We start from the raw sequence: 16,746 nt of genomic DNA, 5'->3' as shown, positions 1-16,746 counted from the left end.
GGGTACTTACGTGGTGCTGGCACTGCTCGTGGTTCTCCTTCGGGCCAGGATCATAAGCCTGGCTTCAGGGACTCCACGAAACGGGGTGCAGCTCATCCTGCCATCGGGCGGGTACTACGCTGGCGCCCGAGGCTGCCGCGTGATCATTGGATGTCCACACAACACCTAATGATCATCGGCGGCCTCACCTGCTTGGACGCCATCGGAACCAGTAGTTGAGCCCCTCGACCCGGTAGCGAGCACCCGCGTCGAGCCGCAGTTCGCCCACAAGCCGACGCGCATCGTCCGGTGCCTGGCGGTGCGGGGCCAGTAGCAGTGTCAGTTCGTCGTAGCGGGCATCGATTCCCCCGTGACCCGGATGGCTCTCAGAGGTGACCGTCCCGGCCTCATAGCGCTGGTTCCACCGGGCGAAGATCGCCCATTGCTCGCGCTCCAGCTCCACCGCGGCCTCGTCGGCGGGCCAAACACGGCACTCGTTGGCTTCGTCGGCGTGGTCGTAGTCGTCGTTCTGAAAGTAGTGGGGCTTGCCGTCTACGTCAGCGAGGCCGAAGCGGGGGCCGTCGTACCACTCCAACTCGACGTACACACGCTCAAAGCCGTCCGCGATCAGCTGCACTTCGTCCCAGGTCTCAGCCACGTAGGCAGACTACCGACGAGCAGCCTCCGCTCCGTGATCACGATCTACGGCTGGAGTACTAAGGCAAGGCGAAATCCTCGGGCTGTCTGTCGATGACATCGACTTCGAGACCGGCACCCTGCACGTGGTGCAGCAACTCAAGCTGAGCCTGAGCAAAGCCGTGTTCGCTCCCCCGAAGGGCGGCAAGCTCCGTGACGTACCGCTGCCCGAACCGGTGGCCGACGCGCTCAAAGAGCACATCAAGCGGTTCCCGCCCGTGGAGATCAAACTCCCGTGGATGCGAGCGAACGGCCAGCCGGTTGCCCGGCGGCTCATCTTCACGGGGCCCAACGGCGGGCACGCCTGGCGTACGTCGCTAAATGAAGACCACTGGAAGCCCTCACTCGCGAAGGCGGGCGTCATCCCGAAGGCCAAGAGCCGCGAGCACGCCGCTGCCCGCGAGCACGGCATGCACCCCTGAGGCACTTCTACGCGTCCGTGCTCCTGGATGCCGGGGAGAGCGTCAAAGCCCTAGCGGAGTACCTCGGGCACTCGTACCCAGGCCTGACGCTCGAGGTGTACGCGCACCTCATGCCGAGCAGTCAGGAACGGGCCCGGAATGCTCTCGGCAGGGCGCTCCGGCCCCAAGATCCCAAGGCGTGAGGTTCCAGAGAGGTTCCGAAGCGTGAAAACGCCCCTGATCTGCGCTTCCCGCGCAGGTCAGGGGCATGATCACCAGACCTACTTCTTCTTGCCCTGGGTCTTGCCGGGGATCTTGATGAACTGGATTTTTGCTGGTCAGGCCACTGTTCATGAGCCGGGTAGCAGTTGCCAGTGGTCATTGTTGGCCACTGTTGAGTGACCTCGGACGGCCCAGAGACGGCCCAAATAACGGCCCGGCGGCCCGCTTGGCGATCTACGAGCTGACGGGCTGCTCCCGCGCTCGCTGGCGAGCTTGGGCCCGTATCTCCTTCAAGCGGCTATGGAACGCGTTGTGGCGGTTCTGGTCGAGGTTCAGCGGGAGGTCGAGTTGGGAGATGAGCTGTGACTCTAGGTCCCACGGTTCGCTCTGCTCGATCCAGCACACCAGCGCGTTGTCCGCCATCCACTGGCTCAGGGTGGTTTCGCCGACCTTGCCGAAGGTCATCCGTTTGCCGCTGCCCACCCGGCGCAGCTCAAGTCCTAGCAGGCAACCGAGGGTGAGCCGCAGCGTCGAGCCGGCTGCGTTGCCCCGGTAGTGGTAGCGCACTCGCTTGCGCAGGTTCTGGGTGCTGGTCCGGTTCGCCATGTACCGCGGGGCTATCCCGACGTAGAGCAGGCGCCCAGCGTCCAGATCCTGATGGGGCGGTTGGGCAAAGTGCCACCCGTAGACCCCTGCCACCGCCGGAACAGGGCTCGGACGCCCCAAGATCTCCTGCGCCGACCACAACCGATCGGGACTGATAAGAGCGGTAGCTTCCACAAGCCCTCCAGGCGTGCCGCGGGTGACCAGCGCAGGCTACTGGTCGACGCTGACAGAAGGTCTCTGCGAATGAGCCCTTCAGCGAGCGGCGTCTACCTTGTTTCGCCAAGCAGCGTATTCACGGAACCAATCGTCTGGACGATGTTGGCTGGCCTCGAGGTATGCCTCAGCCACTTTCCAACCGCCCAACCTGCGGAGGCCTGGCTCACCCAGTACAAGCAAGGCCGTGCGAGGGTAGGTCCTGGCCTTGGTGGCCAAGCGCCCCTTGATGAAGTCCAGCAGCGCGTCACTCGCGGATAGAGCGGCCACGGCCTCGGTTTCAGTGGGGCGATACCCGCGATGGACTACACGACCGCGCAGGCGGGCTAGATCGCGGGCCCAAGCCTGTACCGCGCCTCTCTTTTCGGGATCCCAGGTACCGCCGAGTCTGGGAGCGTATTCGCGTCGGACTCGTGTTGCCAGGCCCCCTCGGGACTCATCGAAAGCCGCGATGGCAGCATCGACGGATGGGACCTGAAGCTGTTCTTCCCAGAGGAGAAGAGCAAGAACGCTGTCCAGGACGATTTCAGAGGACAACGCAGCGTGAATGACTGCATTGCCATAGTCACCATCGCGCCGCATGAAGGTACTCGCCTCCAGTGAGCGGTCCATAGCGAGCTCAAGCGGCGAGCCGTCCCAGACTCGCTTGAGATGAGCCATTAGGCGATTCATCTCCGGTTCTTCAAACACTTCCTTTACCGGGTCAGAGGGAGGAGTCAGCATCAAGATGCCTCCGATGCCGGTCTTGTAAGACGGAGACGTTGGGGGCCGGCCGAACCACAAAGCGACGGCTATTTGTTCCTTCGTCGCGATGGGGTGTCCCCAATGCTTCACAAGCCGCGCCATGGAGGACACGTCTGACAGCACGTCGAAGCATCGAGTCAGGGCTTCGTCCACTGCGGCCTGCTCGTCAGCAGCCCACACATCCGCGTTCTGGACCGTGATCATCTCGACGACAGTGCGATAGGAGTCGACCTCCCGCTCAAGTTCTTCCGCGGGCGAGAACGGCTCCCCGCCCGCGAACTCAACGGCTACCCGCGAGAGCGCGTCCAGGTGCATGTCCCCAACCGGCACGCGTTCCTTTACCTGCCAAAACTTCAAGGACACGAAAAGACGCGTCGCCGCCTCGTCGGGCAGATCAGGCGTGTCTGGGCTCATGCGCATGCTGACGCCCTGCAACCCACGTAGCTCCTCAGTGAAGTGGCGGGCGATGATGGCGCCGTGCGGCATCGGGCACGGATGCGGGAGCGCGACCAGGAAGGTCAGCAACATGGGCTGATCTTCGGCTATCGACTCCGCAGCAGCAGGTTCGTCCATGCTTGTGATCCTGGCAGCGGCCGGTCGTGGTCGTCATCGGATTTTTAGAGGTCCCCCGTGGCGCTGGCACCGTTCGACTCGTGGACCGCTCGATCACCGAGTGGAGCTGGCACTTCGCCACGTATTTGCTGCGGTCACCCGCGGAAGTCCGGTGACAGCCGGAAACACCCTCCCGAAGGGAGGGCGGAGACTGGCGCCCCCGGCAGGACTCGAACCTGCGGCCAAGCGCTTAGAAGATGCGGGCACAACCCGTTGCTTCGGCTGGGCGGACTCGGATCGCCGCCGCAGATGTCTGCTGGGTACCGTCGCCGTCCGCTCTCGTTGCCGTCAGCGCTGCCGTCAATGCCGTCACCGTTACGGCTGTCCAACCTCAGTGAGCGATCGGAGCTCTTTGCTGTCAGTTTTCGGGGACGGCTTCGAGGAGGTTGGGTACGCCGCAGGCGGTGGCGAGGAGGTCCGCGTAGGCGGTCAGCGTGGTGCGGGCGTCACGCAGCGCGGTGCGGAGTTCTCCGGCCTTGGGCCAGGCCTGTTCGTGTTCGCGGCGGGAGCGGTCGGCAGGGCGGCGGGTCTCCCAGTCCTCCAGGGCAGGGTGCCAGGAGGCCAGCAGGGGCCGGAGGCCGTAGTTGAGCATGGCCACGGCCAGGTATCCGAAGTTGTACTGGCCGTTCTTCTTGGGTTCGGCAACGTCGGGGCCGTACTTGCGCAGCACCTCGCGCGTCGTCTTGAACAGCGAGTACAGGCTGCTCAGCGCTTCCCGCAGAAGCCCTTCGTCCTCGCGAAGCGGTACCACCGAGACGCGGGTGACGAGTTCGACGTACAGCTCCCAGGCCGCCCGCCTTTCGGTGTCGTTGGGTTCCCACGTACCGGCGATCTCCAGCACCCGCAAGTTGATCTTGACCTCTACGCTCTTCGGCGCCCGCACCATCATCCGCTCCTTCACCCAGGGGTCCACGACCTGAAAAGATTCGCCGCTCACGGTCACCGTATCGGCACGATCGCGGGGCACGCTGCACCTCAAAGCGATCGAAGGATTGGGCCCGTCGTGCCTTTACCGGAGGCCGTCCAGCAGGCGGGTTGTCCGCAGAGTGTTGGGGTGGTCGTCGCCCAGCACCCGCTGCATGTCGGTGAGGCTCTGCTCGTACAGGGGGATGGCCCGGCCCAGGTCCCCCGCCGACCGGTAGACGTAGGCGAGGTTGTTGCGGGAGGTCAGGGTGTCGGGGTGGTCGTCGCCCAGCACCCGCTCCCGGTCGGCGAGGGTCTGCTCCAGCAGCGGGATGGCTCGGCCCAGGTCCCCCGCCGACCGGTAGACGTAGGCGAGGTTGTTGCGGGAGCCCAGGGTGTCGGGGTGGTCGTCGCCCAGCACCCGCCGCATGTCGGTGAGGTTCTGCTCGTACAGGGGGATGGCCCGGCCCAGGTCCCCCGCCGACCGGTAGGCGCCGGCGAGGTCGTTGCGGGAGCCCAGGGTGTCGGGGTGGTCGTCGCCCAGTTGGGTTGTGCGTGCGTCGGTGAGGCGTTGGTAGTGGTGTACGGCGCTGGCGGGTTGTCCGCTCTCATAGTCGTAGCGGGCCACGCTGGCCAGCAGGTCGAGGCCTTCGTCGGTGTCGAGTTCTTCGATGAGGGCGCGGGCGTGGGGCATGACGTCGGCCAGGTCCAGTCGACCAGGGGTGTAGACAGCCATCATCAGGCGTGTGGTGGCCGCGAGAGCAGCGCGGCGCAGGGTGAGTTTAAGGCGTGCTGTTTCGGGGGCCAGGGTGAGGGTGCGGCTGACCAGGGCGTGCATGAACCAGCTCGGGGGCTCGGTGCCTGTCTGGCGGATGAGGGAGCGCCGCTGGGCGGCGGACAGGGCTCGCCGGTCCGCGCGCCGGGTGTTCTGGTCGTCCTGGTGGCTCAGAGTGAGGCTGATGCTGGTGAGGAGGCGTTCGGGCAGCGGTGCGGGGGCGAGGAGCGCAGCGATCCGCATCAGGGTCAGGGCGTGGCCGTCGAGGTGGTGCAGGCTGCGGGTGAAGGTGGCGGCGATGTCGCTTGTGTGGTCGGTGGGGACCTGCATGTACAAGTCGTCGACCAGATCCTGGAAGGCGTCGCCGTGCTGGGTGTCGGCGAGTTGCCCGAGGAGCTCGGTGTAGGTCAGGCCCGGCTGGTCGGCGAGGCAGCCGCGGGCCAAGTCCACGGCGAGGGCGTGACTGCCCAAGCGCTTCACCAAAGTCCGCGCAGCCGTGTCTTCGGCCGGGCCCTTGGGGGTGCGGGCAGTGGTGAGCAGGCGGTACGCCTCGTCGGGATGCAGTACATCCACGTCGATGACGGGCAGTTGGTAGCCGCGCCACCGTGTGGTCATGACCGTGCGGCCCAGCGGATGCGGCGCCGCCAGCTCCCGCACCACACCGGGAGGGAGCTCGCCGGGAACGTCATCGACGATCCACAGACACGGCTCACCCACCGTGTGAATGTGCTGGCGGGCAGCCTCCCGTACCTGCGCCGGGTCGAGTACGGCAGTGTCGAGCGCCAAGGCTGCCGCAACCTGCTGGTAGTGCTGCACCCGTACATCCGCTTGCCCACTGCCACGGTCCAATGCGTGCGGGTTGTGGCTGGCAGCCGAGGTGAACCAGTAGATCCCGCCCGAGTAGAAGGACGCGAAGCGGCGGGCGTACTGCTCGACCAGCAGCGTCTTGCCCACCCCACCCAACCCGATGACGACGGCCTGACCCGCCGACGCCCCGTCCTGCGTCGCGGGGTACTCGAACGCGTGCAGCGCATGATGCAGCTGCCAGAACTCGTCCACCCGGCCGATGAACCGCGCCGAACCCAGATGTTCCGACGGCCGCCACACCGGCCGCCTCCACTCAATCGCATCCCCCAAAGACCCCGGAGACCCTCCGACACGGGCCACGATCCGCTCGACCAGCCGCGCCGTAGAAACGGGCTCGGCAGCGACGCCGTACCGGGCATCGCGCAACTGCACCGGCTGAATGTGATCCGCAGCAGGCTCCGGATTGATGACCAGGATGCGCTCACTGGCCTGCCCCAGCGCGGTAGATGCACGGAACGCAGTCAGCAACTCCCACTGGCACGCCGGACGAGTGGGGTAGGTGGCCGAGTAGTAGGCCACGAACAGCCGGGCCCCCGCCAGCGCCGCGCGAATCTTGTCGGTGATGCCCTCGAACTCGTCGATCCCCGACTCGTCCAGGAAAACGCCCACCCCCGCCGCCCGCAGCGCCCCCACCAGCGGCAGAACCGCAGCGCGATCCGCTCTGGGATAGCTGAAAAACACCTCACCCATACCGGCCTCCCCCAGGGCATGAACGGTGCTGTGCATCGGATGTATGAAGACCCCCCGTACCTGCCGCACACCATCCGATACCGATCACACTGCGGCACAACCAGGCTAGCCACTCCGAACCCACACCACCCCGACAACGCCAGACCCGCCCCCCCGCTCCATGACGACGACGGAGGACGCACGCTTTCCAACTGTGTTGGTGGGGTAGCGCGGGGCGTGCAGGGGCGTTCACCTGCGTTCATTGGCGGGTCGGCACCGAGCTGGGATCGGCTCCGGGGCCCGGCTGAACGCCGGTGAACCAGGCTGAATGCGACGGAAACTGAGACGGCCCGTCCGACGGTCGTTGTCAGTGGCCACGCCTAGTCTCCGACCATGAGCATGATCGGTGAGTACCTGCGTGTCACGGCTGCTGAGCTTGATCGAGCGATCCAAGATCCCGACTGGGCTCTGAACTTCGTCGAAGAGGTCCAGGACGCCGAGGAGGAGACGGAGCCTGCGCCGGCCGAGGCACGCCACTTCAGTACCTACAAAACCTGGGACATGCTCCGCTTCCTGCTGGCGCACGCAGAGTTCCCCGTGAACGTGATCCACGGCGAGGAGCCGTTCGCCGAAGACCATGACTGGGGCTACGGGCCTCCGAAGTACCTGCGGCCTGAGCGGGTCCGCCTCGCGGCGGAGGCTCTGCGGGCTACCAGCTATGACCAGCTCGCCAGTGGCGTGGCTCCTGCTGAGCTGGTCAGCGCCGAGGTGTATCCCCTGGGATGGAGTGAGCCCGGCTCACTGGAATGGGGGCGCCCCTGGTACGACGGCCTCACACACTTCTTCGAGGCTGCTGCCAGGGCGGACGACGCGATGCTCGTCTGGCTGGACTAACGGGCCCCGACTGAGGTGAGACCTCAGCTTGGGAAGCTGCGGTCAGTGGGGGCTACGCGAGGCGTTGACCTGGGCGCACAGGCCGTACGGGGTCTCGTCGGCCTCGTCGGCTTTCACCGTGATTGCCCGCTGTTTACCGCTCGATCTGGTGCGCTAGTGGTGCGGCTCTGGTCCACCTGTGCCCGCCACTCGCTAACGCGCGTAGGCGTAGAGCAACACGATGATCACCGCGGCGCCCAGCCAGATCGGTACTCCCATCGACTCCCTTGCCCACGACCACCTTCAGCTCCCATCCCCGTACGCCGTCGACCCGCACACCGTGGAGCAGGCGTGGTTCATGGCGTCCAGGTGGAGCGTGCCACTGTACGAACGACCTGGATGGCCATGGGCCGCGTCCGCTCGGCTCTGCCCGGGGCGATGGCGTGCGGGATGGGAGCCCCCAGCGTCCGCCACAACGGGCTCGCAGGTCTACGTGACCAGGAGAAGTGTTCACGAGCGGCACCCGACCGTCACCGCCGCCAGCGTCCACGACTCCGCCGCCGACACCCGACTCCTGGCTCAAGTGCACAGGCGCCATCCGGTTGACGTGGGGTTACGGCCGCGTCCGCCTTCCCCGTATTTGTGGGAATCGTCACCACCGTGACCACGCACGGCTACGCTGAGGTCTCGCATTGTCGTGTGTGCGGATCCGCCGGACACCAGGGACCTGGGTGGCTGGAAGGAATCGGGCCGCCCCAGAGACTCCCCGGAGTGCGAGTGCGATGGACGAAGTCTTCTTCAGCTATGCGAGGGCGGACCGTGCCGGTGCCATGCCCGTGGTGGAGGCTCTGCGCCGTGCCGGGCTGCGGGTGTTCCTGGACGAGACGGGGATTGACGAGTTCCAGGGCATCACCCCTCGCATCCGCAGCGCGCTGGCAGGGGCTCGCCTCTTCGTGGCCTACTACTCGGTCACCTACCCGACCCGCCCGGCGTGCCAGTGGGAACTGCTGACCGCCTTTCGCGCCGCCACCGCCCTGGGCCACGCCGCCGATCGCATCTTGGTGATCAACCCGGAGCCCGGTCCGGACCACATCCAGCCGGTGTCCCTGCGCGACAGCAGATACGCCACCACCGACGACGACGCCGTCTCCCGCCTCGTCCGGCACATCACGCGTCGCGTCACGGCCGGCTCCGTTCGCCTGGGCGACGCCATCGAAGAGGAGCGCCCGACATGGCGGCCCACCGAGCATCTGGGTTCGGACCGTTTCGTCGGCCGGGTGAAGGAGTTCTGGCAGCTCCACAGTGCGCTGCACGCCTTGGAGTACCCGGCCACCCACGACGGGACGGGCGCCGGCCAGGCCGTCGTCGTCGGCCTGGGCGGGGTGGGGAAGACCCTGCTGGCCGAGCAGTACGCTCGCCGATTCGGTTGCTTCTACCCGGGCGGTGTCTACTGGTTCACCGCTGCTGCCAGCCACACCGCCTACCCCTCCGTCGGCAGTGTGCTGCCCGAGGAGGTCCTGGCGCAGCACCACCAGCAGGTCGCCGGCATCTTCGACGTCGACCCGCACCAGCGCAACCCCCAACAGATCCGCGAGGCAGCCCGGCGCCGGATCCAGGAGATCGGCAAGCTCTGTCTGTGGGTGGTCGACGACATTCCCGGCGAGCTCCCTCCGGAGGTGGTACGCGAACTCGCCGCGCCGCATCCGCTGGGGCGCACCGTGCTGACCACGCGCTGGCGCGGATACCACCTTCCCGCCGTCGACATCGACGTCCTGCACCCTGACGAGGCCTACCGCCTGCTCACCTCGGCGCGCACCCCGGTCGACCTCGCCGACGAGCAGGCTGCCCGCACGCTCACCCGCAATGTGGGTTTCCATGCCCTGGCCGTTGATCTGGCCCGCGGCTGTCTCGCCGACCAACCTGGCCTCAGCTACCCGGAGTTGCTGAAAGAACTACTCGACACCCAGCACGGCGACGGCTTCCAGCGCCTGGTGGACGACCTCTATCTGCAAGTCCCCAGCGGTCATACCAACGACATCGCCGCCACGTTCACCCGCAGTCTCAATCACCTCGACGAGCAGGCTGTCACCATCCTGCGGATCTCCGCCACACTGGCCCCCGCCTCACTGCCGGAACGGCTCCTCACCGCCGTCACCGCCACACTGCACGACAGCGACGAGCAGTCCGCCCGGCGAACCGTCCGCCGCGCTCTCAGCGCGGCGCAGCGCCGCTCCCTCATCCGCCAGACCGGCACCAATCCACCGGCGTGGTTCGTCCACGCCCTGGTGAGCCGCACCCTCACCCTGCAGCCAGACGCCGCGCTCACCCACCCGTCCATCCGCGTGGCCGCACTCACCGCCACCAACGAACTCATGCGGCCGGTCTACACCCCAGGCCGACTACAGCTCGCCGACATCGCCCCCCACGCCCGCGCCCTGACCGAAGATCTCGACGGCCCCCAGGCGCTCGCCCTGCTGAGAAGCGTGGCCCGCTACGACCTGGAAACGGGCCAAGCCGCCGCCGCGGCCGGTCACTACGAGCGCCTCACTCAGGTCCTGACCACCGGTCTGCACGGTGACCACCCCGACGTCCTGACCGTCCGCAACGATCTCGCGATCGCCTATCAGGCCGCCGGAAACCTGCGGCGGGCCATCCCGCTGTTCGAGCAGAACCTCACCGATACCGAACGGATCTTCGGACGCGACCACCCCAGTACGCTGACCTCCCGCAACAACCTGGCCCACGCCTACGAGGTGGCGGGGGACCTGCAGCGAGCCGTCCCGCTGTTCGAGCAGAACCTCACCGATACCGAACGGATCTTCGGACACGACCACCCCAACACGCTGACCTCCTGCAACAACCTCGCGATCGCCTACCACTCGCGCGGTGACCGACGGCAGGCCATCGCGCTCTGGGAGCAGACCCTCGCTGACCGCGAGCGTGTCCTGGGTGACGACCACCCCGACACCCTCAACTCCCGCAACAGCCTCGCGACCGCCTATGAGGCAGCCGAAGACCTGCGGCGGGCCATCCCCCTCTGGGAGCAGACCCTCGCCGGCTGCGAGCGTGTCCTGGGCAACGACCACCCCGACACCCTGTTCGTCCGCAACAATCTCGCGTACGCCTACCACGTGGCCGGAGACCTGCGGCGGACCATCCCCCTGCATGAGCAGGCCGTCGCCGACTGCGAGCGCGTTCTCGGCCGTGACCACCCCACCACGCTCACTTCCCGCAGCTACCTCGCGAACGCCTACAACATGGCGGGAGACCTGCGGAAGGCCATCATCCTGCATGAGCAGGACCTCACCGACCGCGACCGCGTACTCGGCCCCGACCACCCCCAGACGCTGACCTCCCGCAACAACCTCGCCAGTACCTACCTGCTACTGGGGGACCTGGAGCGGGCCATTCCCATGCTCGAGCAGAGCCTCGCTGACCACGAGCGCCTGCTCGGCCACGACCACGCCGGCACCCTGAGCTCCTGCAACAACCTCGCCAGCGCCTACAGCAGCGCTGGAGACCTGCGGCGGGCCATCCGCCTGTGGAAGCGAGCCCTGGCCGGCTGTGAGCGGGTCTTCGGCCCGGACCACCCCAAGACGCGCTGGCTGCGGGACCAGCTGAGGGACGCTCGCTCCGCCGACCGAAGTAGACCGTAGAAGGACGGGGCCCTATGGGCTGCTCTTCGTGGGGGAGAAGGGGCACCCTTTCGTCGCAGCACCTTCGGCCGGAGGTGGCGGAAGGCTCGTGAGATCGTCGGCATGCCTGAAGGCTTCCGGTTCTACGACCTCCGGCGCACCGGGCACACGCTGTCCACGCGCTCCGGCGCCACCCCCAAGGACACGATGGTGCGTGTCGGGCAGTCGTCGGAGAAGGCCGCGTTGATCTACCAGCACTCCGACGACGAGCGACAGGAAGAGGTCGCCGCAGGCCTTGACGCCACTGTCCGGAAGGCTCGGGCGGCGGCAGCCAGGAAGGTGCCCGACGAGCCTTCGCGCCCGAATCTGGCACGCGGCGGCTGATCACCACGCACAACAACAAGGCCCAGGTCTCTGACCTGGGCCTTCATCATGGAGCGGGTGACGAGAATCGAACTCGCGCTCTCAGCTTGGGAAGCTGCGGTCATTTGAGGGCAGTTCGGGCGCTGACCTGCACAAACGACGATGTGGTGGGATCGTCGGGCGGGGCCGCTTTTACCGTGATTCCCCGCTGGTTCCCGCCCGATCTGGTGCGCTTGTGGTGCGTCGACGCGTGGAAGGCTCGGGAGGTTAGCTGCTCTTGCTCGGCTTCGTCGCACCGGCGTGGCACGCAGTCGCTCGGCTGCACCGGGTCAGGGCTCGGCAATACATACACGGATCCATCACGCGAGTGCCATGCTTTGTTTACTCGTCTACGAGTTGAGGGGGCGACATGGCTAGGCGGAGAGGCATGAGCACGTCGATCAACCTGGGTGGAGGTGTGAGGGTCCGGCTCGGCACCAAGTCGTCGAGCATCAGCATGGGCGGCAAGAACGGCCGAGTGACCTTGAACAGCAAAGGCCGGAGAACGACGACGCTTCGTGCCGACGGAATGTCTGTGTCATCATCGAGCACGCCCGCCAAGCGGAAGCCAAAGCAGAAGCAGGCCGCAGCGTCGCGTCGCTCCGCGCCGGCACCAACGGGGAGCCCCGGTCCCCTGGTGGCGCCGCGGCGGTCTATCGCGAACGGCTGGGTGGCCTGCGATGGGAGAGCTGTCGTCGTACACCGAGCGGGCCAGGACGACGTTCGTATCCCCGTCACTCAGATCACGCAGGCGTGGCTAGAGGGTAAGAACCTTGCCCTCATGGCGCGGGGCTATGACCCGCTGTACCTGCGATTGACGACACTCCTCACCTCGTGGGACATCCGCTTCGTCAAGGCAGTGGCCAAGGCAGCCGGCTTGGGCCCGAGCTAGATACCAAGACAGTTGCGGTATTTACGCTAAGCGGTTCTCGAAGCGCGGCTGGGGGAAACAGGTGGAAGAAGGACAACGCACACAGGGCGACCGCCGGTACGTGCCACCGGGACGCCGGTCTTCCCCACGGCAGTTGGACTTTCCGCCGGTACGCAACGGCATCGACTACCTGGCCAGCGTCGTCGAGCATCTGGACGAGGCCGTGTCTGGCGTCATGCCTCGTGACCTGAAGTACGCGGTCTTGCACCTCCAGGCCGCTGCTGAGGTACTGCTCAAGGCCCGGCTTCTGCGCGAACACTGGAGCCTTGTCTTCAAGGATCCCGGCAAGGCAACGCGCGAGAACTTCGAGAAGGCCAACTTCGAAAGCTGCGGGACCGGTGCCGCACTTGAACGGCTGCGCGACATAGCGGGCATCATGTTCGATGCCAAGGAGATCGAGGCACTCTCGGATCTGGCAGCCGATCGCAATGCCCTTCAGCACTACGGCTTGACCCACAATGCCGCGGCGGTCGAAGCACGCGCGGGGCGGGTACTCGACTTCCTCATGCGTTTCCTCGACAAGGAACTCCTGCCGCTGCTCAGCGGTTCAGAGCGCGAGGTGGCAACCCGCGACATGGTCCCAGTTATCGAGGGCGTCAAAAACATCAGTTCGTACGTGAAGCGGCGGTTGAACCGGCTTCGCGGCGAACTGAAGGGGCTAGAGAACTCGACCATCCAGTGCCCGGAATGCGAGCAGATGACCCTCGTCGTCGCACCAGGCGGCGGCTTGTGCCACTTCTGTGGCGAGTCCTGGCCTTCCGGTTACGCGTTGGCTAATGATTACTCGCTGGTTAACTCAGCAGCTTGGGGGCACCCGTGCCCGCAGTGCGACGATAGGACTCTGACCGAGGGCGTCATCTTCGCCGATACGGTCGAGGTGGACGACGCTCTCTATTGCTTCACCTGCACGGCCCGTTACACCCCCCGGGAGCTTATTTCCTGCGCGGGATGTAGCCGACCGTGGCCTATCGGGGCCGTCGTCGAAGGGGTGGGCGCTCCCTTGTGCCCGGACTGCTATGAGCAGACAGAACCAGAGGATGTCGCGTGACAGGCCCGCTCCGGCGTACCGCATTCCCCGATCGGCCTACCAGGCTCACCTCGCGGCGGAGTGCTCTGAAGCCAGAGTGGCACAGCCGGGGACCGTCCTTGGCCCCTCAATGCGAACTATGGGCATGGTGGTCACTGAGGTTTCCTGGGCTGGTGGCGCACCTGGCTAGGGGGCGAAGACGGCTGGCGCTGGTCGGTGGGGTTGCTGTACTTCGCTGCTGTACCGCCGCCGGGTACGTCGCCATTGATGAGTTGGATCAGGTGCCGGTACAACTGACGAGTGACAGAACCTCTTGTCCCCCGCCCGGCCGCGAAAACGGGCCGGTGGACCAAGCAGTCAGCGGGCGCGACGTTCGCCGCTGCCGCAGCATTCGCGATCACTCGCGACGTCGCATTTGAGCCCTTCAGGCAGGCGCTGCCCGACTGGGCGTACACGGCTACTGTGCTAGTGGGACTCATCGTGGCTGCTGGCGCCTACTGCCTTGCCCTGTTGTGGCTGAGGCGATTGCCGTAGCCAGGCTCACGCGACCTTGGATTGCTGCCTTCACGAGACCACGCGGTCGGCGTAGCGGCTTTGGCCGGGAGTTTCAATGACCCAGTCAAGCGCCGCTGCCGGGTCCTGGAGCACTTGTTTGGAAGATCGCGTATGCAGGTCGTTGTTGAGCTGGGAGGTTACTGACCTGCGACTTGGCGGTGCGGTGCCCCAAGTTCCCCGTTGTTCCCCGTCTGTGCTCGTCTCAACGGGCACGCGAGGGGCACGCCTAACGGATGCCCAAAGGCCGCGTGCCCCGCGGTCCTCGGCCCTACTCCAGGGTCTTCGCAGCGTTGCGGATGACCTCGAGGACAGCGTTGGGCTGAGAGAGCATCGCGACGTGGCTGCTGTCGAGGCTGACGGTCGTGGCCTTCATCCGTTCGGCGGAAGCGCGCTCCCGGTCCGGGTTCACCGTGCGGTCCTGGGTGCCCACGATGTACCAGCTCGGCTTCGCTCGCCAGGCATTGCCAGGTACCTGCTGGTCGAAGAGGTCCGCGATCGGCGGGTTAGCGGTCGCCAGCACGAGCTTTTGTTCCTCCAGCGGCAGGTCGCCGCAGAAGTCGCCTATGCCCGACTCCTTGAGGTAGATGCGGTTGTCGGCGACCTCAAGATGCTCAAAAACCGGCGAGCTGGGAAACGCGGCCAGGTGCTGCTTCGAGGTCTCGTCGTCGTCCGGGGCAAGCGCGCAGATGTACACCAGGGCACCCACCCGGTCATGCACGCCCGCCTTGGTGATCAGCGTGCCGCCGTAGGAGTGGCCCACGAGCACGACCGGGCCGGGCACGTGGTTGATCGCGCGGGTTACGCAGTCGACGTCGCCTGCGAGCGAGTCAAGCCCATGCTGCGACGCGAAGACCTCGCGACCCTCGGCCTGGAGTGCGGGGATGAGCTTTGCGAAGCACGAGCCATCGGCCCACAAGCCGTGGGCCAGCACGATGCTGGCTTTTCCGGCCATGAGTGCCTCCTTTGTCGCTGCGTTGCTACCTGTAGCGGAGATCCACTTCGTTTGATCCTCTTTGTTCAACCCTAGGTGGGAACTACAGGTGCCGCTCGCCCGACACGAGGTCCAGGTCTTCCGACCGGTCTGACCCCCTGCCTCACCCACCACTCACCCCAGCTCCCATCCCGTACGCCGTCGACCCACACACCGTGGAGCGGGCGTGGTTCCTGGCGTCCAGGTGGAGCGCGCCACTGTACGAACGACCTGGACGCCAGGGGCCGCGTCTGCTCGGCTCTGCCTGGGTCGATGGTGTGTGGGATGGGAGCCCCCCAGCATCCGCCACGATGGACCCGCGGGCGGCGACGGCGCCTCCTCCATCCCGGTGTCGGCCGATCCCCCGCCGGAGGCACTGTCCTGACCGGCCGCGTACGCGGTGATGGACTCATGGCCACCGGCCCTATCCACCAGTGGGCGCGCGTCGGCGCAGCGCGGGCGGAGCGGGCCGGAGGCAGGAGCGGCGCCCGCAGCGGAGCCGGGAAGCGCGCCCGGCGGAGCGGAGCGCAGCCGGGGCTTGAACCCGTGAAGAAAGTTGTTACTCAGGCTTCGTCGTGATGTGCCACAGGGGCTCGTCGTACTGCTCTGGGCGGCTGTTGATGAGGAGTCGGCGCAGGGCATCGCGCTGGGAGCCGTTGAGGTTCAGGGCCTCGGTGATGTGGCGGAACGTCGTGTGGGTGACTCCGCGGTTGCGGGCCTCCGTCTCGAACTGGTCGAGCCGGGGCAGTACGGCTTCGGCGTCGAGTTGCACGGGGGGCTGATCCTTCAGCCACGCAGCCTTGTTGCGCTCGTAGTCGATCTCGGAGAAGCCGCAGATTTCGCGGCTGTAGGCCTCAACCTCGTCCAAGGTGGCGGTGGTCATGATGGCGCGGGCCAGGGTGTTGCGGCTCAGCGCTTCGTCCAGATCGACCTCGTACACCCTCGGGCTCTCGTCGGTGAGCCGCACGGGTAGGCCGGCGTCTCGGATCTCGCAGGTGCCCCGGACGCCTCGGGCTGTTGCAGCGAGCATCGCCGTCGCCTCCGAGGGGTGCCACTCCAGGACCGCGCTGATCGGCTCTAGGTCCTTCTCCGTGAGGGTGTGCACGGCGGCACCGAGCACGGGGCGAAGGTCATCTGCGGAGAGTTCGCCGTCCACGCCGGCCCCTGCAACCAACAGGCGGATGGACGCGTTGACCTGACATGCGGCAGCCAGGGTGAGGGCATCGCCGAGCGGACTCTTCAGCGTCGGCTCATCGCCTCGCGCAAGGATGTCGCCGCCGACGTCGAGTAGGTCAATCGACTCCGGCTCCAGGTGACTGATCAACTCTTCCAACTGGCGCGTGACGCCCTCGGCGCCCTGGTGAGGGTCGAGCAATGCGAAGGTGTGCGGGAGCTCTGCCGCGAGTCGCGGGAGGGTGGACCCTGCCGGAGCGACCGGGCGGGCTTCGGCTGGCACTGCTGAGACGCCGGGAGTGATCTGGTTAAGGCCGGTGAAGTCGTGGGCTCCTCGCGGGCCCGGTACCGGATCGATGAGCAAGCGATCCCACGCGTACGTGAGGATCACGGCCTGGTCCTCGTCGCCGTACAGGGCGGCGTCAAGCATTGCGGCAGCGACAGCGTCGCCCCCTCCTCCTGCTGCGACGATCAACCGCGTCATGCCAACCAC

General features: G+C 66.5%; 10 protein-coding genes and 2 pseudogenes. 5 read left to right on the top strand and 7 right to left on the bottom strand.

The features are described from left to right. Nucleotides 1-184 precede the first annotated feature (184 nt). Nucleotides 185-637: a hypothetical protein gene (locus ACZ5NH_RS36615; RefSeq protein ID WP_468781501.1), complete on the bottom strand. Its 453-nt coding sequence runs from the start codon at nucleotides 635-637 to the stop codon at nucleotides 185-187. A 58-nt stretch (nucleotides 638-695) separates the two neighbouring features. On the opposite strand from ACZ5NH_RS36615, the pseudogene ACZ5NH_RS36610 reads away from it, so the two are divergent. Beyond that, nucleotides 696-1,279, top strand: a pseudogene (locus ACZ5NH_RS36610) (tyrosine-type recombinase/integrase); the annotation flags it as partial. 253 nt (nucleotides 1,280-1,532) lie between these two features. Here the strand turns inward: ACZ5NH_RS36610 and ACZ5NH_RS36605 are convergent. The 4 genes from ACZ5NH_RS36605 to ACZ5NH_RS36590 all read right to left on the bottom strand — a co-directional run bounded on the left by ACZ5NH_RS36605 (nucleotide 1,533) and on the right by ACZ5NH_RS36590 (nucleotide 6,708). After that, nucleotides 1,533-1,904, bottom strand: coding sequence for a GIY-YIG nuclease family protein (locus tag ACZ5NH_RS36605; RefSeq protein ID WP_468781499.1), 372 nt, complete (start codon nucleotides 1,902-1,904; stop codon nucleotides 1,533-1,535). 252 nt (nucleotides 1,905-2,156) lie between these two features. Beyond that, nucleotides 2,157-3,434 (bottom strand): hypothetical protein, encoded by a 1,278-nt coding sequence (locus ACZ5NH_RS36600; RefSeq protein ID WP_468781498.1) that lies wholly within the window; start codon nucleotides 3,432-3,434, stop codon nucleotides 2,157-2,159. A 397-nt stretch (nucleotides 3,435-3,831) separates the two neighbouring features. After that, nucleotides 3,832-4,410, bottom strand: a complete 579-nt coding sequence (locus tag ACZ5NH_RS36595; RefSeq protein ID WP_468781497.1) for a hypothetical protein — start codon at nucleotides 4,408-4,410, stop codon at nucleotides 3,832-3,834. Nucleotides 4,411-4,482: 72 nt separating this feature from the next. Beyond that, nucleotides 4,483-6,708 (bottom strand): tetratricopeptide repeat protein, encoded by a 2,226-nt coding sequence (locus ACZ5NH_RS36590; protein WP_468781495.1) that lies wholly within the window; start codon nucleotides 6,706-6,708, stop codon nucleotides 4,483-4,485. Between the two features lie 372 nt (nucleotides 6,709-7,080). On the opposite strand from ACZ5NH_RS36590, the gene ACZ5NH_RS36585 reads away from it, so the two are divergent. The 4 genes and pseudogenes from ACZ5NH_RS36585 (at nucleotide 7,081) to ACZ5NH_RS36570 (ending at nucleotide 13,576) form a co-directional block, all read left to right on the top strand. Next, nucleotides 7,081-7,581 carry a YfbM family protein gene (locus ACZ5NH_RS36585; RefSeq protein ID WP_468781494.1) on the top strand — a complete coding sequence of 167 codons (501 nt, stop codon included), beginning with the start codon at nucleotides 7,081-7,083 and terminating at the stop codon, nucleotides 7,579-7,581. Between the two features lie 761 nt (nucleotides 7,582-8,342). Further along, nucleotides 8,343-11,216, top strand: a complete 2,874-nt coding sequence (locus tag ACZ5NH_RS36580) for a tetratricopeptide repeat protein (RefSeq protein ID WP_468781492.1) — start codon at nucleotides 8,343-8,345, stop codon at nucleotides 11,214-11,216. Nucleotides 11,217-11,223: 7 nt separating this feature from the next. Then, a pseudogene (locus ACZ5NH_RS36575) lies at nucleotides 11,224-11,579 on the top strand (tyrosine-type recombinase/integrase); the annotation flags it as partial. A 1,043-nt stretch (nucleotides 11,580-12,622) separates the two neighbouring features. Then, a complete protein-coding gene (locus ACZ5NH_RS36570) occupies nucleotides 12,623-13,576 on the top strand; it encodes a hypothetical protein (protein WP_468781490.1) in 954 nt (317 codons plus the stop codon). An 802-nt stretch (nucleotides 13,577-14,378) separates the two neighbouring features. On the opposite strand, the gene ACZ5NH_RS36565 is transcribed toward ACZ5NH_RS36570, so the two are convergent. Both ACZ5NH_RS36565 and ACZ5NH_RS36560 read right to left on the bottom strand, forming a co-directional pair. Further along, nucleotides 14,379-15,062 (bottom strand): alpha/beta fold hydrolase, encoded by a 684-nt coding sequence (locus ACZ5NH_RS36565; RefSeq protein ID WP_468781488.1) that lies wholly within the window; start codon nucleotides 15,060-15,062, stop codon nucleotides 14,379-14,381. Between the two features lie 577 nt (nucleotides 15,063-15,639). Further along, entirely contained in the window at nucleotides 15,640-16,737 is a 1,098-nt protein-coding gene (locus ACZ5NH_RS36560) for a DUF1152 domain-containing protein (RefSeq protein WP_468781486.1), read from the bottom strand. Between the last annotated feature and the right edge of the window lie 9 nt (nucleotides 16,738-16,746).

The organism is Streptomyces sp. NPDC031426 (assembly GCF_055581585.1).
This window is presented reverse-complemented; position numbering and strand designations above follow the sequence as displayed.